The sequence below is a fragment of the Nosocomiicoccus massiliensis genome (assembly GCF_002871345.2).
Classification (GTDB): Bacteria; Bacillota; Bacilli; order Staphylococcales; family Salinicoccaceae; genus Nosocomiicoccus; species Nosocomiicoccus ampullae_A.
This window is the reverse complement of record NZ_CP136964.1, coordinates 1,293,005-1,312,265: the sequence shown is the minus strand read 5'-3', so window position 1 is coordinate 1,312,265 and position 19,261 is coordinate 1,293,005. Positions and strand designations below refer to the sequence as shown.

Here is a 19,261-nt window from a genome sequence, read left to right as displayed (position 1 = left end):
TCTTGTTCAATGCTGCTTTGTAGTCATTGATGTCAGATGAAGGAGCATAATAAAAAGTACTCCGTTAGGAGTGCTTTCGTTTAATTAATATAATAATCATCAATATATTTTTTGAAGATACTGATGATTATGGAAGTGTCATTAGGACACTTCCACTCATAATAGAAGGTTATAATGTATAAGTTATACCTTATACATTATAACCGATTAAAGAACAAATCTTAGATTTTGTTTCATAATTACAAATCCAATTACTGATTTCTTTTTCTTCAATTTCAGTAAGACTATACTCATCATCAAAAAGTAAATATTGAAAAGCTTCTTCTAGTGAATCATATTCTTCTACAAAAGCATCTGCTGTACTATTATCAATTGCTATCCACATATCATCTTCTTTACATATAAATCTATTTAAATCATTTTTATTGAACCTCGTTTCCAACTTACTAATAAGCTCTTTAACCTGTTCCTGATTTACTACAAATATATCTGTTTTTCCATAATTTTCATAAATTCTAATCATAATATCTCCCCCACTTTTTAATATAGAAGGTACATATTGTACCTTCTATATGGTTATTAATTCAGTTCATAGTCTATAAATTCTTTAACATCTTCTATCCATTCACTATATAACCCTTGAGATAATCTTTTTTTGATTGATTCTCTTTGTTCTTCTGATACTTCTGGAAATTCTGTTTCAAATACGAAATCTACATCTCCTGCTGTTATACTAAATAAAATTTCATCTACATGTTCCATTTGAATTCCTTCTTTCTTTTTTTCTACTACACTCACCGTAGTGAAGCAGTAGGTATTTTGTTTTGTGACACGTATTTAAGCTATTTTAAGTGTGATGCAAGGGCTAGTTATCCTTATGAGTGTGCGAGTTAGGATCAACTGCATGTTTAACCTTGCGTTGCTAACGCAAAATAGATTAGTGTCAGAATCAAAACAAATAACTACTTAGCGAAATGGAGTGTGAGAAAACGAAACGCTTTGCGTTTCACAAGACTGAATCTGATCTTATTCAATGCTGCTTTGTAGCCATTAATGTCAGATGAAGGAGCATAATAAAAAGCACTCCTAACGGAGTGCTACCATCGATGTATTAAGTTAAAGAACTATAATTTTTTGACATAGGTTATTTAACTTTTAAAATTATTAATAATTTCCTTATTTATCTTATTGAATCTTTTACAGGATTCTCTAAAAAATTAGAATTTTCTATATTCTTGGTATAGATACTGAGTTCTTTTTGCATTTTTATAATAAGTAATAATCGTAGAATGGTGAATTCCCAGTGAATCTTTGCATTCTCTCGTTTGAATAGTTACATACGTATTTTGCGACTTAGGAATTTTAATAAATGCACTCTGTATACTAGAAAACCCTATTGCTCTAGCTAGAGATGTTGTAATTTTATAAACACCACCAACAAATCCAGCATTTACTATCTGAGTTATAATTTTCTGCTCCCAGTTATTGTAAGTCACATTATCAGCATAAGAAGTTTTAATAATTTTACATAAATTTGTACCTCCAGGTACACTAAAAACGTTATTGTCAAAATTTTCTTCGCTTTGCACATTATAATTCGTATAATTAATTTGTGATGCGCTAGAAACCATAGGGTTAAAAACTGTCACTATTAATACAGTTGTTAAAAATACACTAATAATTTTCTTCATATTATTCATCTCCTTTTTTTATGTTTATGTTCTATTAAACCAACTATAATAACGATAATAATTGAAGTAATAATACCCCAAAATTTATTAAAATCCATTATTAGAGTGATTATAGACATTAATAAGAATAATACAGCATAAACTCTTATTTTTTTCATAATATTCCTCCTAGTAAAATACTTATACCGTTTAAATATACAGATATTTAAATATTATATTAATAATATTGTAATCGCTAACAATAAGAAAGTAAAGAAAATTTAATTTTTAATTATCTTATGAGTGGTGATTATTATGTAGTAATAAGTTTATTTTTTTATTTAAATAAAGAGTTTATTAAACGACTTTTCTTACCTAGAAAAAGATTATACAATTAGAGCTTTAGAATTACAGTTATCAAGATGAGTAAAATGAAAAAAAATAGAGATTAGAAATGTAGTATTAAAACAGATTTTAAATACTATATTATAAATTCTTAATATTTGAATTACAAAAATTTTCAATAGTTGTGACTATATAAAATAATGATTGTTAATCGATAAAGTTTTATGTACATAAAACGACCGTTTTACACACAAAATAGTACTTACGATAAAAAGGCGTGTCATTATTGACGGTAAATTGCATATATCTTAAGTGTTATTTTGCATAACTAACTTTAAAAGCCCAGCTGTCTTCGTGAAAAGATTAGCTGGGCTTCTTAACTAGAGTGCAAATTATCGCTTAAATCAGTGCAAAATAACATCGAAAGTGACACCAGTGAAATCAATATCCCTCTAATGTCTATTTAGGGTCTACCCAGAACATGCTGATAATGAACTTAAAAGTTATTGACTAAAATTATGAACTGGAACCCACAATCTAGACAATTTAAAAAGCGTTATGCTGCAAGTAGATGTCCTTGGTATTGTACCGGAGTCATTCTTTAATGTGATCAATGTAGATTAGACCATCAAACTGTTTTTGTGGCACCATTTTGGAGTCATAAAACCCTTCCCAAAAAATTGTATACCGTCTTTCTTCTACAAAATCACTCGTAGCAAAATCGATAAAGATGTCTTTTTGAACCCGATTACCGATATAGCCTTCTAATGTCTCATCTTTCTCTTTTCTTGGTGTTGCATAATCCTCAGGAAGGAGTTCATAATTGTCGGCTTCATTATGAAATAACCCTGTATTATACACACTGTAATCACTCTCTCGAAGCAATGCGCCAAGAGATTCGACACGCTCATTTCTCTTTTGCTCGACGAATACTTCATTAGTATATTCTACGGATGTCACATCATAATTAGAATGACCGTTCGCAACCCATACAATTGCTTTATCGTCTTTAGTCATTTGTTCTAACACCTTCTCTGCCATCCCAATCTCTCGATAGTCGTAGTATTCGCTAAGCCCCTCATTAAAATTTATTTTTGAATAGTACTTTTCAATATTCTCCTGTCTTGAAACGATATAATTTTGTGCTGCAGGTGTTAGCTCTTTAAAGAAAGGGCGATTTCTAATATTTTCATATACATTTTCCGGGCGTTCAAAATGCCCCACTTTTTGCCCTTGTAAAAGCCCTTTAGAAAACCAGTCACGCAAAGCGAATTCTGAACGCTTAAATGCTTCCGCAAGATCAGGATCGTATTCAGAAATTTCCTCCACAATGTTCTTCTCTAAAATTGAGACGGAACTCGCTCTATTACCCGAAAAAACTGGTGACCAATCCATCGGTAAAGTTTTAATCGGCTGTTTTGTCCCATTCAAGTATTTCTTGATGCTCTCTTGTCGATATTGAGTTGCTACACCATTTTGCATGGATAGTCCGCTCTCTTGATAGTAATTAAATTCTGAATCTCCTGTTTCTAGAAACAATAGGTTGAAGTCATGTTCCTCTGCCAAGTAATCTATGAGATCTGTTTTTTGTTTCGCGACCTCGGATGACCAATGCGTACTTTCACCCAGTATGACAATGTCGTGTTCCCCTAATATATCTCCGATAGCCTCAATGTCATTATCCAATTCATAGTAGTCAGCAGAATTTTCACTGGACTCTTTGGCATCAGTACCACATCCGACTAATATTGATGTAGTGATCAGCAAAGTACCCATTGCTTTTAAGAACCCCTTTTTCATTTAATAAAACCCCTTATGTAATTTAATATTATTAAGAAATTTATTATAAAAATCATCATTATACATAATAAAAATCCTCTCATGTAAATATTTGTATAATATAATAATATCAAATTTTAATTAAATATTCAGATATTAATGGAAAAATTGACACATTCTAGAGACGAATCATCATTCCAATAAACGACCATTATATGTACTGTTTTGGAGTTGATTATAATCCCTTTTTATTTACATAATAAGTACATTTACTCATTGCATTTATCTAAGTGCATATATTAAAAATAATATGAGTTTATTTACTTTTCAATGATGATTTAAAGGCCTTTTTAAATAAATGGATGGAGTTCCCTCTATTTATCATCTCGGAACTCTTTACAACTTAGTACATAAGCATACGGAAACAGCGATAAAATATTATAATATCGCAATTAATAAAGGCGTAAAACATCAATCACCATACCCAACTGCAAGAGCAATGATAGATTTAGGAAATATCAATTCTAATGAGGACTTAAAAACTAAAGGTAATACAATATTGTCTGTATTCCATCCTGAAATGCTAGATATGTTATAACATAAAAACAAGCACTCCTCGATTTCTCGAGAAGTGCTTGTAATTTTTATATGAACACAAATTGCTGACGCAATTTGCCTACTGGACTTGTAAGCAAACAAGTTTGCAACAATTCAAGCATATTAACGTTTAGAGAATTGTGGTGCTTTACGAGCTTTCTTAAGACCTGGTTTCATACGCTCAATAATTTTTGAGTTTCCGTATTAAATCATAGATTTCATTATCCTTGATATGACAATGTTTCTATCGATTATTAACATCATATAATTTCGTACTGTTTCAACAAAGGGTATTAATTAGGTATTAAAATTTATGCTGGTCGGCAGTTACTATTTATTACAAAACTATTTTAATAGCACTATTTAAAGCTCATTATAAGAAATAGAGTTTTAAAATCTCTACATTAGTAAAACGATTATGAATTATATTCAATACTATAATGATCTAATAAATCTAATGGATCGATAATATAGCTCAATTTATATTTTTCTGTAATGATGTTTTTTAGGTATTCTATTTCTTGTTGTGATAGTTCATTAACTTTCACAATAAGACGTTCATTACTTAATTCTTTCAGGTTAATCTTAGGATATTCTTTATGAATGTCCCTAACAATATCTTCATTTTGTCTTGAAGAAAATTTTAAATAATAATCTTCATTATTTATCTTGTTATAATCTCTTTCATAAACAAAATGTCCATTATTTAAGAAAAGAATGCGATCTGCATACTTCTCTAAATTCTCGAGTAAGTGAGAAGCAATTAAAATGACTTTGCCTTCTCTCTTTTTTTCTTCCAATAATTTCGAAATGAGTTCCACATTATCCGGATCCAAGCCATTCATCACTTCATCCATCAACATATATTTAGTGTTTGCGACCATTTGCATTGCGAAACATAGTCGCTGTTTCATTCCGAGTGAGTAAGTTCTCGTTTTATTATTAACATAATGTCCCATTTTCAGTCTTTCTACAACTTTGCTTGGATCTATAGAAGTCTCTTTCCACATATCTGCATAAATCTTTAAATGATCTATCCCACTTAAGTGTGGATACAAATCACTCTGATCTGCCATCATAGTAATATGCTTTCTTATTAAGGCTTCTCTACTTTTACTTGTATACTCTAAAGATTCCCCAATAATAACTTTTCCAGAAGTCGGAGGTAAATAATTCATCAAAACATTCAGTAACGTTGACTTTCCCGTCCCGTTTGGCGCAACTAAACCGATAATCTCTCCATCATTAAATGTAGCACTTATATTATTTAAAACTTTTCGGTCTCCAAATTGTACAATTATATCTTCTATTTGAATCATTTATATTCCTCCTTACGTCAACTTTTTCGTGAATTTAACCAATATAATATCTATTAAGATAATAACTAATAGTGTTAATCCTAGAATCAATACACCAAATTTAAACGATGGTGTATCTAAATAATAAAGATAATTTGATTTTCCTATAACGATATTGCCAATATCTGCATATGTTGTGAAAAAATAGCTAACATATTCATTAATCATCGTCCCACGCTGTAAATAAGCACTTCCTATAAATAGAACTGAGATGAATATTAAATTTACATATTCATTTTTAAATAGAATACTGGACAAGATAACTAGTCCAATAATAATTCCGACCCATATTAAAAATAATGAGAATACTTGAACTAGGTAGTGTCCCATCGAAATAGTATAAAAGTTTCCTAGATTTAGAAATTCAAAATCATATACAACTACTGGTAATTTTAAATTACCAAATCCATTCTTAATCCCAATTAAAATAAATGCCGGAACCATCAGAATAAGTAGAAATAATGTTCCTATGAATGCTACGAGGCTTTTGTACAACAACTTTTTAAATGACGATATTGGAAACCCCTCTACAATAGAAGGATAGAGTCTATCTTTTGTAACAATATCATTTGTTAATAAAAACGTTAGTACGAGTAAAATGCTAATTAGTCCTTGATTTAATAAGCGTTCTAGCGTTTGAAGTGCTGTTTGTTTATTGAATATATCAATTGAAAGTGGATAATCTGCTTTTGCATAAGCTTGATATTCTGTTGCAGACACATTATATCCGTAATGCCCATCATATTTTGCGAATCGATTTCCATATGAATAGTATTTTGGATTATATCTCAAACTATCAAATTCGTTAAAATAAATAATTTCATCCATGTAACGATACCAATTGGACGTCATTTTTGAATACTTTGTATAATCTTTATCCTTTAAAGCATCTAGTCTTCCCTTATCATATTGATTTAATTCTGGAAATACATGTGCAGCAAAGGCTGTCATAGGATGAGTTCCTTCTCCAACTTCTACATTATCTAGAAATTCTTTTTGATCTTCATAACGCGTCAAAATCTCAGACTCATTAACACGTTCGATGGGTTTGTAATCACTTGATTGAAAGAAAGCATAATAGAGACTGACTGAAAAAAATAATACGTAAATCAAAAGATTTTTCTTGTTTCTTAAAAAATCTTTTAACTCCCATTGGATGTACCCCATACTATCACACCTCTTTCTTTCTTATGTTCGTACTTGATAGATGGAAACGAATATAAATAAATACGACAAGGAATATGCATGTAATCATTAAAGACAGTCCGCCAAATAGAATATTTGCTTGTATAGGATTTGTTGTTTCAGCAACAATACCATTAAAAACGTTTGTATAATTTAGATAATGATATGGTAGCATCCACGTAAACCTCGAAAATATACTGGATAATCCCCCTAGAAAAAAGAATCCCATATGAATAAAAATAATAATGTAAATATTTTTGATGAAATAGTTTAAGAGAATTGAAACTAATACTGCTGTGATTGTTAATATAACTAAATATCCCCAACTGATTAATATAAATGTCATTACATCAACTGTTTGATACTTCGTTCCGAGTATAGCAATAGGATAACTAAAATCAGCATTATACTTGATTAGCCCTAAAATCATCGATAAGATAATGCCACCAGTTAGAAAGCTTACTAATAATAAAATATAGTTCACAGTTTTAGATAGTAATTTTTGTCCAATACTGTACGGATAATTATTAACAATAGAACTATGTCTATCGTCGTTAATTAAAATATCAGAACTTAATATCCCACAATATAAATACCAAAAATATCCAAATGTTGTAATGACGAGAAGAATATAAGAAGGTAAATTATTATTTTTTATGTAAACACTTCTATTTTCCTTCTCAAGTGTTTGATATTTCACCAGATCTAATTGGTTCTTGCGTGTTGAAGGGATATATTCTTCTATTTCTTTAAAACCCCTTAACTGATATATGTTTTGACGCTCTTTTGCGAGTGCAAGAGAGCCTTCTATTATAGTATCACTATCATTAAATTTCATTCCGAGGGTACGAGTTCCAAGATGACTTGTTTGTTGAATCAGATTGCGATAAATAGGAGATGATTGTTCCGTGTCCGTTGCATCGACTTTTCTAAATTGATCTAGTGCCGAATTCATTGCAATGACTTCGCCCGCAGCACTTTCTTCCAAATCATTAAATGAAGCTCTATCTAGATAGAAGATACATCCAACAATCGTAAATAGTAAAATAATAAAAGCCGCTTTAAACTTGATATTTTTAGCTTCAACTTTTAAAAAAGTTTTAAGCATATTTTTCATAGGCTGTTCCTCCTTACGATTATTATCAATAAAATACCCAATCTGCTTTGAATCTTTCCTTCTTTATATAACTTATTAATACAAGATATACTCCGAGATTGCCTACTAGTAATCCGTGTTTTACAATTGATTCCTCCCCTGGGATTTCAGAAGTATCTTTAAAACTGCAATATTCTATATCTTTAAGTAATTCTTCAAATAAAATTTTTGGTAACTGACCTGTTTCAAAATTAAACTCATTTATCAACAAACTGCTATAAAGTATTCCTGCTTTACCATGACAAAAAATGTCACTGTTCATATCTATCGTATTTCCAATTTCTTTAAGATTCCATGTAGCTAAGCTTTTCTTAACCCCCTCCCTTAGGGTTAAATTGTTAGAATAAATTAAACTTTTAAGAAGAGCTGGTAATATACCAGGTAACCCATAACACCACGAATTGTTAACTCCTAAATTATAATTACAATCATTATTATTCAGAATAACAAAAGCGTTATTTTTATTTAAGGTAAACGTATATTCTTTTTGTAAAAGAGTTAAGCTTTTTTTAAGCGTTTGCTCATTAATCAATTCCCTTTGGTATAGGGATATTAATACACTTATGAAACTGGCTATCCCATGCGCTGCACCTAAAATTATGCCCCCTTCTTTAAAGCTGTTTTTTAGATTCCCAATCATATTTTTGTTTGAAATAAAAAACTTTGGCTTTCCGTCTAAACATTCATCATTTATAAAATTTATAAATATATTTTTTCCTCTTTCTAAAAGTTTTATATCTTTTAATATGTTTTTTTGATTTGAATATAACAAATACTTTAAAATACCAGTTAAACCGCTAAACAAATCAAAATCTCCATAATTTATTTCTTGACAATCTTTAGATTCCAGATAATTAAAAAAATTTTCACACTCATTCTCTATTACTTGCTGCAAATCGGAAATGACATCTTCAAGATCATTAAAAGAGTTTAATAAAATCAATGATGTATTTATTCCGCATAACCCAGACCAAAGCCCTAAATCAAACGTCTCTCTTTTATTGAATTCTTTTATAATTTTCGTAATTAAAGTTTCTTCAAAATATTTAATTTCATTATTTGAGAGAAACGGTTTTATTTCGTTATATAAAATTACAGCACCTGGAATTCCTTCCGCTAAAGTTAAAACATTTTCCCTTGAAATATATTTAGAATAATTTTTCAAATAATCATCTAAAGCTTTAATTGCCTGCGATATAATAATATTTTTCATGTTAACCTCTTTACAAATTTTAAAAATATTTTTTAGATAAAATAAAGTTCGCCAATAAACAATATATCTTATTTTCCTCGTTTCTATTAATTCCCATTACTCTGTTTATGTGCATGTGAATAATTGATTTTATTAGATCCGAATCATACTTTTTAGCTATTTGAGATATAATTTTAGAAAAATCATAATCTAATAAATAAAATGGTTCATAAAATGTATAGTTTTCTTTTAAAGCTCTCTTTTTTTCTCTGTAAATCTCATAATCATATTTCCGAAATTCCTTATATAATTCTAGAATTTCGTTGTCGGAGAAATAAAAATGTTTATTTAGAATATAGTAAATTTCTAATGTCATGGCCTCTAGTGATGTATCATTGGAGCAAATTCGTTGAATAGCTAACTCTGAACTAATAGAAAAGTAATCTAAAATATTATTATAATTCTCTATGCCTCCATATCGGTTAATTTCTGGATTAAAAGCTTCAAATTGATATTTGTAAATGAAGTGTTCACCATATAGTTTTTTTATAAAGTAAATAATTTTAGACTTTATTTTTTCATTTGCTGGTAAAATCCTTATTCGTATGTGCTCACTAGGATCTCTGTAGTTTATGAAATGCCAATTTTGAATAGAGTTTTCATCAATAAAATCTTTAATTTTTTTATAAATTCTCTTTCTACTCGTTTCCTCATAGTAAATCTTAATATAAATCCATTTTTGACTATAGCATCTATCATCGTGATAATAATTTGTTAATTCCTTCACATTATCTTGACCTAGGGGAGCGTTATAATAACCTAGCACAAATTGCTCGAAAATATAATCTTCTTCATGTATTTGACTATCTACATTTATAAAAACAATTGTTGATATTCTATCAAGATTATTGCTTATTATCTTACTAATAGTACTTAAATGATATTCATTTTTTAAGTTATATACCATCGGAGATTCTCCTAAGGAAAGTCCTAAGTATTCATTTTCTATGTTCCATCTAATTAGCCAATCTTTAAAAGCTGTTTTCACATCAATTTTCTTTTGTCTAATTTGGTATTTAAAAGTACTGTCTAACTTCCATTGCTCCCTTAAAATTATATGACCTTTATATGTTAGTTCCGGAGTATGTTTTCTATTACTACTTGATGTTATAAAAGCATCTGTAACATTTCTATGCTTTTCTAAACCCATCTTTGCAAGGAAATTATATATAACAGGGAATCTATCATTTAAAGAAGCTGAATTCGACACATGAGGAATAACTTTTTTCTCATGTTTTTTTGACCATAAGTAGAGTTCACGATTTGAACATCCTACGTATAAATCATCTATATTTAGATTTTCCTCTTCATCATTCCACGTATTTAAATTAATTACTGAACCGTATAAAGAGGGGTTTTTATTAATATTATTAAAGTGAGGATTTTTTGTAAGGATATCTAGTTCTGAATGTAAGTATTCAGATTCTTGTAAGCAAGATTTTTCTTCGATTTTTGCTTTCACATCATTTCTGATATCTTCTGTTGTATTTCTTAAAAATCTTCCACTAATTTTCAGAAAACTATCACTAAATGGGTTAGTTTCCAAAATAACTTTTCCTCTATTACCTATGTAAAATACTATCTCTCCGTTTAGTCCGATTACTTCGTTTTCTTGATTTAATAAACCTTCATCAATATGTTCGCTTATTTCAATTGTTTTCTCAAAATAGTTACATTCAATTATATCTTCTAAAATGGAGAAATTTTTTGAAGGGGTATAGGTCACACTATTACTCCATATCTCTTTAAATTGTGGATTATTAATAAGTTCTTTTAAAGGTACTAGATTATATTCGTTATCTTCTAAGAACCAATTAATTATTTTGTTGTCAATATAACTAACTCGTCCTCCAAAGGTAAGATATAAATTAATTATTTCCATTAAGATATCTTCATATTCTTCAAGTGGATGGTTGTTACAAAATTCGTATGATTCAACAACTAAAGCATTATTATCTAAATTTTTAAATATTTTTTTTAGACCAGATTCTATGCGTTTAATTTCTTCGAAAGAGTTACTCAGTGATTGTTGATCTTTTAAACATTTGATTATTTTTATTATAGGTTCATTTTTATACTTTAATTTATTAGATAATTTACTAATGGTATCTACAACATTAGTATCTTTATTGGAAAAATCTAATTCAGATACTAAAATATTCTTATCTATAAGATCTAGAAGAAAGTCTAACAAATCATCCCTATTTAATTCAGCATATTTTTTTAGTATTAGATTAACTAATTTTTCAAGAGTGATTTCATTCATATAACAATGCTTTCGTACTAATTTCAAAATGTCATTATCATTAATAATGTATTTAGCATCGTCATTATTTAATAAGTAATAAAAATCTAATCTATCATTATTCACATTAAATAGTGGATTAAACTTTACTTTTAACTCATATAGTTTGTGTGAATTTTTTAGAAAGTCTTTTTTTATATTTCTTAAGCATTCTGTAGAAAATTCTATGTGATAGAACTCATCTTTTTTAATAAATTTATTATAAACTTTTATTTTACTATTTAAATCAAATGGTGTTGGTTTAGAAGCTAATTTGCTAAGATATGTAGAAATGGCTCTGTTTATTTCAAATGTTTGTTTACCTTCTTTTATTTTATTTGATAAATTTTTTGAATTCCTTAAAATTAAATTATCGAAGTTTACTAAATCCACAAATTCTTTATTATCTATAAACTCTTTGTTTAAATACTTTTTATTGAAATTTAAGCTTGGTTCTCTGCTAATATATATATAATTAAAAATAGATTTTTCCATATTGTTCCTCCTATATTTTAGAACGGTCAATGATAATTATCATTGACCGTTTTACCTTACGGACGGATTGGGCATGGCGGATTAACGCATGAACATGATGAATAAGATGTATAAGCTGAACCTTTAGTAGGTTTTTCAACTTTTACTTTCTCAACATCCAATTTGAGTTCTAACTTCATGACCTTTCCCTCCTTTCTATAGGATTAAATTCAATATTATGCCAATAATCAAAATAATGCAAGCGTTTTCTTTTTATCGCATATTATTGATGTAGTTTTCGATATACTAATTATTTTATTTTTATTGTATATGGATAATAAATTTATTAAAACTGTTTTATAAAACTTTTACAAAATCGGAGAATTTTAGTAACTAATATAGCATGTAATTAATTCTATTGGGTTCATTTAAGAGGTCTCATGAACTATATACAATTGATAATACTAATTTCTTGGAGTTTATCATAATTTTTTAACTTAAAGATCATCGGAATTATATAGAAAGTCAAGATTGACTTCTCTTTTTCTATTAGAAGTTTTCTCATTTAAATTATTCATCTTTTTCTTTTTAAAATAGTTGTCTAAAGCTTTTTGTGCTTTAAAATAAATAACAGACTCTTTATAATAATCATCCATTCCTGCCATTTCATTATTAAACATGAAACCAACTAACATTTGTAGTAATAACTCTACATTTTTATCAATATATTTTATTTTCTCCATTGATTCATTTACTAAATCTTTTTCATTTTTATCAGCTATAATTTTCTGCAACCCTGCTTTTACAAAGAAATCTGATCTAGAATTATACTCATTATTTTTACTGACATAATCATTTATTTCTTCTAAATCTTCTCTAGAAATAACAATATTTATTCTATCTTTTTCCCACATTCTTTTCATCCTTTACTCTGAAACACCAAGTAAATCCAAAATTAAATTCATTAATATTTCATTACTTTGTCCCAATTTATTTTGTTCTTGTATCAACTGATCTAGTATAGAAGCGAATTTGTTTAGTTTATGATTAAAATCTATTAAAGAGTTGTTCATAAAATATTGATTCATTCTTTCATGTAACAGTTGATTAATATTTTATATAATATACCCTTCTTCTCTCAGAGAAATCCTAGTTACGTATGAGTTACATTACTGATTGAGGATGTTGTATATTAATTTCATTACTAAGATAGTTCTGTTTTTTTAGATTTATTTTTTTGTATTGCACTTATCCTATTTTACTTCTACAACGTTTTTCTTGAATGACTATTTTTTCTTTATTTGTATAACGTTTTTATAAATAATAACTGTCGTTTTATAAACTGTTAATTTAGAAATTAGGAATCAAAAAAGACACCAGAATGATTCTCGTGTCTTAGTACTATATTCTATAAAATGATATTTTTTAAAAGGTTCTATCACTCCATATTCAACTTTAGAAACAGTCTTATTTTTAATACTAATCTAGCGTTCCTTTAACTCTTGCGATGTAAGTCATTTTGTTAAATAAATATAGTCCAACTACAAAATACAAAATCGAGTTAATTATTAACCAAATAATATTCATAACATTCGTATCTCCGTTAAAAATATCACTGATGACAATGACTCCCCAAGTGATGGGTAAAAATTTAGAAAAGATATCTAAAATTAACGGCAATGTATCCCCAGCAAGTATCACTCCAATAATGAATAAAAACATATAGTTTAGAATTACTGTAATCGCTGAGATTCTTTTAAATATAATCGAAAGTCCTGCTAAAATAAAAGAAAATCCATAAATCCCCACCATTGTTACTAAAATCACCAGTATTAATAGCGGATTTAAAATCACTATTAAATTCATGTCTGAAATGCTAAGCGCAGGTGATATAAAAACAAGTGCAAACACCGTTGAGATAGATAAGACAACACCACCAATAGAGTCAAAAATAAATGTCGAAATTGCACGTCCTAAAAGCATCTTCGTAAGACTCGTCTTCGTTAAAAATATTTGTTCCAATGTACCTAATGCCATCTCTTCTTGTAGTATAAAAGTGAATATCGCAATCGCATTTATGCCAATAAACCAAATGAAAACTCCAATTAATATTTGCGGAATAATGTTATCTGCTTCACTTGTAGAAACAATAAAATATGTAAGACTTGTGAATAGTATGATATAAGAAGTGACTTCTGCGATTGAGTCAATATAATATCTCTTAAACATTCCTTTGAATTTAAAAAATTCAGCATGTAGTATATCTTTCATTTCATCACCTCTAAGAAAATCTCTCTGATGTTTTTATCTTTCTTATTCATTGAAAGAATCTGTACATCACTCGCTTTTAAACCTTGATAAAAAGCTTCAAACTGTTCTATTGGTACTTCGTATGTATACTCATCAGCTTTTATAAATTCAGCGTTATCGAAATAGACATTCTTATCTGTTTGAATCACTACCACAGTTTTTGGGTTATATTGCTTCAATATATTCTCTTTTGTATCATGTTTTAGGACTTTACCACTCTTGAAGAGAATAATTTCCTCACCAATCATCTCTACTATTTCCATTTGATGAGTCGTTAACAGAATCGTTTTCCCTTCTTTTGCTAATTTCACTAAATGTACGAGTAAAATATTTGTGGATTCGACGTCAAGTCCTAACGTTGGTTCATCTAGGAGTAAGATTTGTGGATCACGAATTAAAAGAATACCTAGAGCTACTTTTTGTTGCATTCCTCTGGATAACTCTCCTACATATGTATGCTTTTTATCCATTAAATCGAGCATGTCTAAAACATCATCGATGCGTTCAATAAGAACTTTTCTTTTGATGTTATTTAATTTCCCAAAATAATACAAATTGTCATAGACGGTTAAGTAATAATAAATATTTCGTTCACCTTCTAAAATACAGCCAATGTTAGAAAGAGAGTTATTCTCTGAAAAAACAACGTTACCTGATGTTGGAATAACTAAATCTAAGATACATTTAATTAAGGTAGATTTACCTGCACCATTTTCACCAAGTAGGCACGTAATTGTTCCTTTTTTTAATTCTATGTCTACATTATTTAAAGCAACTACTTTTTTATTCTTCTTTATATATATCTTAGATAAGTTAGATATCTTAATCGCTAAATTATTTTCTGTTTTTTTCATATTCTTCAAAACCCCTAATATAATTAATCATCACTGGACAAATGTTTTCGGTACTTTTATCTACTTTATTTAATTCCATTTCCCATTTTTTCATGTTTATAGGAAGTTTTTTGATATGATTCTTTTTAACTATATTTTCATATGTATCCATATAAAAATTAGCTGTAGAGAATTTTTCTTCAGGTAAAAATACACAAGGTTTAATATTTCCCTTTTCTGTTACAGTCCATGATAAATTTCCTGCTCCACACGGGAATCCTTTATGATAAGGATCAATAAATCTTTCTTCTAATTCACTCTCGTTCCATTCATAAATATAGATATCATTTTTATATTTTTGAATTTGTTCATTTATTTTTTGAGTTACGATCTCATTTTCTTCTTCACTCAATTCCCAATTTCGATTTAAGTTCATACCTCTTCCTACTCGACTAAATTCTCCAAATTTAACTTCTGCAACTCCTAATGATACACAGAAATTAATATATTTTTCCAAATCATGTATATTATTTTTTGTAATTATGTTAGTAACTGTAACTGACACTCCATTTTCTACTAATATTTTGATTCCACGAACTGTTTTATTAAATGAATTTGGAATAAGGGTAACTCTTTCATGTTCTTCTTTATTGTCTGAATATAAAGAAACCTGAACACTTTTAAACTCTTTTAAGTATTTTACATTGTTATTTGTAATCAATGTTGCAGCTATTGTAATTGTTGGATATTTAAAATTTTGGGTTACAAAATTAAATATTTCTTTATATCTAGGATGCAACATTGGTTCTCCACCAGATAGTTGTATATTATTAACTTTTTTACTTAAAAAAGTTAAAAAAGAGAGTAATTTATTAATTTCTATATCATCTCTTTTCGCATATCCAGCTTCTTTATAACAATGAACACATTTTAAATTGCATCTGTTAGTAATTTCTAAAAGTATTTCTCGAGGATACTGTGAACCCATCTCACCTGTAATATTAAGATTATTCTCTAAAGGTTTATCAGAGTAGGTAATTAAATATTTAAATGAGGAAGAGGAAGAGGATAAATAATTTAGAATAATATTTTTTGATTCTTCTTCACTGATATCATTAATTTCTTTAGTCAATTTTTTTGACATTGTATCTAATGTTTGCTGATTCTTCATTAGTTTTATTATTAAGACTTCAGATGAACTAAGATAATACTTTCTTCCCCTTTTAACAATATTCCAAAATCATCAAATATATGAAGGTTTATTTTTTCTTTAAAGTTTATATACATCTAAATCACCTCTAAATTATATATATTTAAAAAGGAGAGGTAAAAAAATACCTCCCCTTTTTAAATTGGTATTGGTCCTTTTGTGTTTTTAGTTTTACTAGTACCACAACCTAACGCCTTTACACTTTGACGTTCTGCTAAACCTTTTAAAAATTCTTTTTTTGACATTTTTCTCACCTCATTCTCCTTGAATAATTGTTATATTGTAGGCCATAAAATGAAGCCATATAACTGTTTAATATTATTTAGGTGTACACCAAAATTGACCAGTCCAAGATCTATGAACATTATATCCTTTATTATTCCAATTACATAACTCTCCTAAACCATATAAAGCAAAAATTACTCCAGCCCAGATTCCGCTTATTCCGCCTAAAGCTGTAGCAAGACCAGCTACTCCTCCACCAGCTGCTAAGACTTTTTGAATTTTATTTGCTTCTGTACCTGTAATAGAAAGAACAGTTCCATACCATTTATTTGATACAGACCAATTTGCTTTAATAGAATTGTCTTCTGTTAGTTGTATATCTAATAAACTTCCATCCGTAATAATATTACCTTTATTTATTTCTTCGTTTAACACTTTCAAAATTTCATTAAATTTGTTAAAAGCTACTACTGAAACTTTTGCATCTTCATTTGATTGATAATAATTTTTAAATTCTCCATTTTCAAAAATCGCTTTTTCTTCTAAATCAGAATTAGCTATTTCCAAAGCATAATCTAAATTTTCTTCGCTTATTTCTGGTAAATCAATTTCTTCCATCGGTAAACTTCTTTCTTTGCTAAAATCTAGTTTTATAGAAGAAGCAGAGGCAGTTAAATTTGACAGTAAAAGTATCATTACAAACATTGAAGATATTATTTTAATAAATTTCATATTATTTCTCCTTTTTTATACTAATAATTATTATTATTATTGAAAAGATGATGATCAAAATTGCTATCATTTTTTTAATCATTACATTTTGTGGTAATAGAGATGTAAAATTTTCTAACAAAATATAAGTGCTAATAATAATTAAACTTAATATATAGAGTCTTTTCATTTACAAACACTCCTTTATATATTTTTTCTATAGTTCAATAGTTAAAATTAAGTTCATTAACGCCTACAGTTAATAATTGTGTTTCTAGCAACAATTGTAATTAAAACATTTGGAATCCTCCTGTTCTTTTTAGTGTTGTTTTTATATACTTTATTGTTTCTAATAATAAATTTCTTTCTTGTCTCAATAGAGTTCTTACTTGATACGTCAATAATGAATGGTATAATTGCAACATAAATAGAATTATATTGCTCTCACTCAAATTTCTCCTATAATTGGATCTACAAAAGGTCCTATAAACAATAGTATTGAGCTTAAAATATATAGTGATATAACAAATTTTTTCATATATATACCTCATTTCTGTATTCTTATTAGCTTAAATTATATAATAAATTTATAAAGTTTTATATATGCAAATTTGCTTAGAAAGTTGGTAAATATATTGTTGAATGAGATCATTAAAAATCGGCGTATCCAACTTGGTTTATCGAGGAAAAATATTTGCGAGAATTTATGTAGTGAATCCACATTATATAGATTCGAGTCAGGATTACATGATATAAACTCTCATTTATTAGTAGAAATATGCAATCGATTAAAACTTGAAACCGTTATAGTTACTGATATTAAAATTACTAAAAAAGAACATGCGTTATTCCTATTAATGCAACATTTTATTTATAAAAAAAATATTAAAGAATTAGAAAATATATTAAATTCATTTAAAAATGAAAGCTTAAGTAGAGACTGGTTCAAAATAAAAAATTGGTGTCAGGCAGTTATACATTTTTACAAAAAAGAATATATTTTATGTGAAAACATCATCAGTAACCATTTGAAAATATCTGAGCCTAAAAATTCATTAGATTTATTAATATTAAACACTTTAATCCTCAATTATATTTCACAAAATAATTACATAAAAGCATTGGAAGTAGCAACAAACTGTATACATTACATTGATACACATAAGGTAGAATCGATAGATATTAATTCTAAAGTCAAATATTCTTATGCACACGCACTATTTAAAAATAATTACAAAAAAGAATCTGAAGAGGTTATTATTGAGCTTATAGAAATGTTATTGAATGAAAAAACGTTTTTTTTATTAGGTAAATGTTATTTTTTTCTCTATGTTATATATAAAAATAAGAAACTTTCTTTAGCACATACGTATCTTAAGCTTTCTTATATGACATTTCAAATTGAAAATAGTGATATTCCCCAACAAGTTAAAGAAGAAATGAAACATTTAAAAGATAGTTCTATATACTTATAACTTTATTGATTCATGATAATTTCTATATTTCTTTGTATGAAGAAGAACACTTGAATTACACCATAAAATATTATTTATATTTCAAAGAGTATCCACATAAATAATTACTGTGAATACTCTTTTGCTGTTTAGACTCTGTGTGGTGTTCTTAATCTATTTTACTATTATGCCATTCTGCTTGAATGACTATTCTTTTAACTCTAATTTTATAGTTAGTATATGGTATTTTGTCTGCATACTAATATCTTGGTCTAATTATATTTTTTCTTGTTAAAAAATATAGATACCATAGTTTTTTTATTTGTTAAAAAATGATAATTTGTTTTTTAAAATCTTAATTTTTGATATACTCCATGGTTCTCTAATTTACCAATTAGAGGGATGTTAGAAGTGAAAA

General features: G+C 27.8%; 19 protein-coding genes. 2 read left to right on the top strand and 17 right to left on the bottom strand.

What is annotated here, in order from left to right; genetic code table 11:
• Positions 1–190: 190 nt before the first annotated feature.
• The 5 genes from CJ229_RS06885 to CJ229_RS06865 form a co-directional block, all read right to left on the bottom strand.
• The gene (locus CJ229_RS06885) at positions 191–523 is read right to left on the bottom strand and encodes a hypothetical protein (RefSeq protein ID WP_102167111.1); all 333 of its coding nucleotides are present in this window, start codon (positions 521–523) and stop codon (positions 191–193) included.
• 56 nt (positions 524–579) lie between these two features.
• The gene (locus tag CJ229_RS06880; RefSeq protein WP_102167110.1) at positions 580–762 is read right to left on the bottom strand and encodes a hypothetical protein; all 183 of its coding nucleotides are present in this window, start codon (positions 760–762) and stop codon (positions 580–582) included.
• Positions 763–1,217: 455 nt separating this feature from the next.
• The gene (locus tag CJ229_RS06875) at positions 1,218–1,691 is read right to left on the bottom strand and encodes a hypothetical protein (protein WP_070457115.1); all 474 of its coding nucleotides are present in this window, start codon (positions 1,689–1,691) and stop codon (positions 1,218–1,220) included.
• 5 nt (positions 1,692–1,696) lie between these two features.
• Complete coding sequence (locus CJ229_RS06870) at positions 1,697–1,849, bottom strand: hypothetical protein (protein ID WP_180953385.1); 153 nt, start codon at positions 1,847–1,849, stop codon at positions 1,697–1,699.
• A 760-nt stretch (positions 1,850–2,609) separates the two neighbouring features.
• Positions 2,610–3,815, bottom strand: coding sequence for an erythromycin esterase family protein (locus CJ229_RS06865; RefSeq protein WP_102167109.1), 1,206 nt, complete (start codon positions 3,813–3,815; stop codon positions 2,610–2,612).
• A 337-nt stretch (positions 3,816–4,152) separates the two neighbouring features.
• Here CJ229_RS06865 and CJ229_RS06860 point away from each other — a divergent pair, with 337 nt between their 5' ends.
• Positions 4,153–4,392 (top strand): hypothetical protein, encoded by a 240-nt coding sequence (locus tag CJ229_RS06860; protein WP_145998127.1) that lies wholly within the window; start codon positions 4,153–4,155, stop codon positions 4,390–4,392.
• A 122-nt stretch (positions 4,393–4,514) separates the two neighbouring features.
• Here CJ229_RS06860 and rpsI read toward each other — a convergent pair whose 3' ends face one another.
• The 12 genes from rpsI to CJ229_RS06805 form a co-directional block, all read right to left on the bottom strand.
• Entirely contained in the window at positions 4,515–4,580 is a 66-nt protein-coding gene (gene rpsI / locus CJ229_RS08830; RefSeq protein ID WP_419181885.1) for a 30S ribosomal protein S9, read from the bottom strand.
• A gap of 227 nt (positions 4,581–4,807) precedes the next feature.
• The gene (locus CJ229_RS06855) at positions 4,808–5,710 is read right to left on the bottom strand and encodes an ABC transporter ATP-binding protein (RefSeq protein ID WP_102167108.1); all 903 of its coding nucleotides are present in this window, start codon (positions 5,708–5,710) and stop codon (positions 4,808–4,810) included.
• Positions 5,711–5,722: 12 nt separating this feature from the next.
• On the bottom strand, positions 5,723–6,916 hold the full coding sequence (locus CJ229_RS06850; RefSeq protein WP_070622594.1) for a tetratricopeptide repeat protein: 1,194 nt from the start codon (positions 6,914–6,916) through the stop codon (positions 5,723–5,725).
• A 4-nt stretch (positions 6,917–6,920) separates the two neighbouring features.
• On the bottom strand, positions 6,921–8,051 hold the full coding sequence (locus CJ229_RS06845) for a hypothetical protein (protein ID WP_070622595.1): 1,131 nt from the start codon (positions 8,049–8,051) through the stop codon (positions 6,921–6,923).
• A gap of 25 nt (positions 8,052–8,076) precedes the next feature.
• Complete coding sequence (locus CJ229_RS06840; RefSeq protein ID WP_102167107.1) at positions 8,077–9,303, bottom strand: lanthionine synthetase LanC family protein; 1,227 nt, start codon at positions 9,301–9,303, stop codon at positions 8,077–8,079.
• Positions 9,304–9,322: 19 nt separating this feature from the next.
• Complete coding sequence (locus tag CJ229_RS06835) at positions 9,323–12,121, bottom strand: lantibiotic dehydratase (protein ID WP_317846540.1); 2,799 nt, start codon at positions 12,119–12,121, stop codon at positions 9,323–9,325.
• 56 nt (positions 12,122–12,177) lie between these two features.
• Positions 12,178–12,300: a hypothetical protein gene (locus tag CJ229_RS06830; RefSeq protein ID WP_257993672.1), complete on the bottom strand. Its 123-nt coding sequence runs from the start codon at positions 12,298–12,300 to the stop codon at positions 12,178–12,180.
• 297 nt (positions 12,301–12,597) lie between these two features.
• Complete coding sequence (locus CJ229_RS06825) at positions 12,598–13,014, bottom strand: hypothetical protein (RefSeq protein ID WP_102167105.1); 417 nt, start codon at positions 13,012–13,014, stop codon at positions 12,598–12,600.
• A 565-nt stretch (positions 13,015–13,579) separates the two neighbouring features.
• Positions 13,580–14,371: an ABC transporter permease gene (locus CJ229_RS06820; RefSeq protein ID WP_317846539.1), complete on the bottom strand. Its 792-nt coding sequence runs from the start codon at positions 14,369–14,371 to the stop codon at positions 13,580–13,582.
• Positions 14,368–15,264, bottom strand: coding sequence for an ABC transporter ATP-binding protein (locus CJ229_RS06815; protein WP_102167103.1), 897 nt, complete (start codon positions 15,262–15,264; stop codon positions 14,368–14,370). Before CJ229_RS06815 ends, CJ229_RS06820 begins: the two co-directional genes overlap by 4 nt.
• Positions 15,245–16,414 (bottom strand): radical SAM protein, encoded by a 1,170-nt coding sequence (locus tag CJ229_RS06810; protein ID WP_317846538.1) that lies wholly within the window; start codon positions 16,412–16,414, stop codon positions 15,245–15,247. The genes CJ229_RS06815 and CJ229_RS06810 overlap by 20 nt, the downstream gene beginning before the upstream one ends.
• A 357-nt stretch (positions 16,415–16,771) precedes the next feature.
• On the bottom strand, positions 16,772–17,410 hold the full coding sequence (locus tag CJ229_RS06805) for a hypothetical protein (RefSeq protein WP_102167101.1): 639 nt from the start codon (positions 17,408–17,410) through the stop codon (positions 16,772–16,774).
• Between the two features lie 614 nt (positions 17,411–18,024).
• Between CJ229_RS06805 and CJ229_RS06800 the strand changes: the two genes are divergently transcribed.
• Entirely contained in the window at positions 18,025–18,864 is an 840-nt protein-coding gene (locus CJ229_RS06800) for a helix-turn-helix domain-containing protein (protein WP_102167100.1), read from the top strand.
• Positions 18,865–19,261: the final 397 nt, after the last annotated feature.

Excerpts from the sequence above, each read along its gene's own strand:
- CJ229_RS06860 (WP_145998127.1), top strand. The coding sequence starts at position 4,153 with ATGGATGGAGTTCCCTCTATTTATCATCTCGGAACTCTTTACAACTTA.
- CJ229_RS06845 (WP_070622595.1), bottom strand. The coding sequence starts at position 8,051 with ATGAAAAATATGCTTAAAACTTTTTTAAAAGTTGAAGCTAAAAATATC.
- CJ229_RS06855 (WP_102167108.1), bottom strand. The coding sequence starts at position 5,710 with ATGATTCAAATAGAAGATATAATTGTACAATTTGGAGACCGAAAAGTT.
- CJ229_RS06820 (WP_317846539.1), bottom strand. The coding sequence starts at position 14,371 with ATGAAAGATATACTACATGCTGAATTTTTTAAATTCAAAGGAATGTTT.
- CJ229_RS06825 (WP_102167105.1), bottom strand. The coding sequence starts at position 13,014 with ATGTGGGAAAAAGATAGAATAAATATTGTTATTTCTAGAGAAGATTTA.
- CJ229_RS06850 (WP_070622594.1), bottom strand. The coding sequence starts at position 6,916 with ATGGGGTACATCCAATGGGAGTTAAAAGATTTTTTAAGAAACAAGAAA.
- CJ229_RS06830 (WP_257993672.1), bottom strand. The coding sequence starts at position 12,300 with ATGAAGTTAGAACTCAAATTGGATGTTGAGAAAGTAAAAGTTGAAAAA.
- CJ229_RS06840 (WP_102167107.1), bottom strand. The coding sequence starts at position 9,303 with ATGAAAAATATTATTATATCGCAGGCAATTAAAGCTTTAGATGATTAT.
- CJ229_RS06815 (WP_102167103.1), bottom strand. The coding sequence starts at position 15,264 with ATGAAAAAAACAGAAAATAATTTAGCGATTAAGATATCTAACTTATCT.
- CJ229_RS06880 (WP_102167110.1), bottom strand. The coding sequence starts at position 762 with ATGGAACATGTAGATGAAATTTTATTTAGTATAACAGCAGGAGATGTA.
- CJ229_RS06875 (WP_070457115.1), bottom strand. The coding sequence starts at position 1,691 with ATGAAGAAAATTATTAGTGTATTTTTAACAACTGTATTAATAGTGACA.
- CJ229_RS06805 (WP_102167101.1), bottom strand. The coding sequence starts at position 17,410 with ATGAAATTTATTAAAATAATATCTTCAATGTTTGTAATGATACTTTTA.
- CJ229_RS06835 (WP_317846540.1), bottom strand. The coding sequence starts at position 12,121 with ATGGAAAAATCTATTTTTAATTATATATATATTAGCAGAGAACCAAGC.
- CJ229_RS06885 (WP_102167111.1), bottom strand. The coding sequence starts at position 523 with ATGATTAGAATTTATGAAAATTATGGAAAAACAGATATATTTGTAGTA.
- CJ229_RS06870 (WP_180953385.1), bottom strand. The coding sequence starts at position 1,849 with ATGAAAAAAATAAGAGTTTATGCTGTATTATTCTTATTAATGTCTATA.
- CJ229_RS06865 (WP_102167109.1), bottom strand. The coding sequence starts at position 3,815 with ATGAAAAAGGGGTTCTTAAAAGCAATGGGTACTTTGCTGATCACTACA.
- CJ229_RS06810 (WP_317846538.1), bottom strand. The coding sequence starts at position 16,414 with ATGAAGAATCAGCAAACATTAGATACAATGTCAAAAAAATTGACTAAA.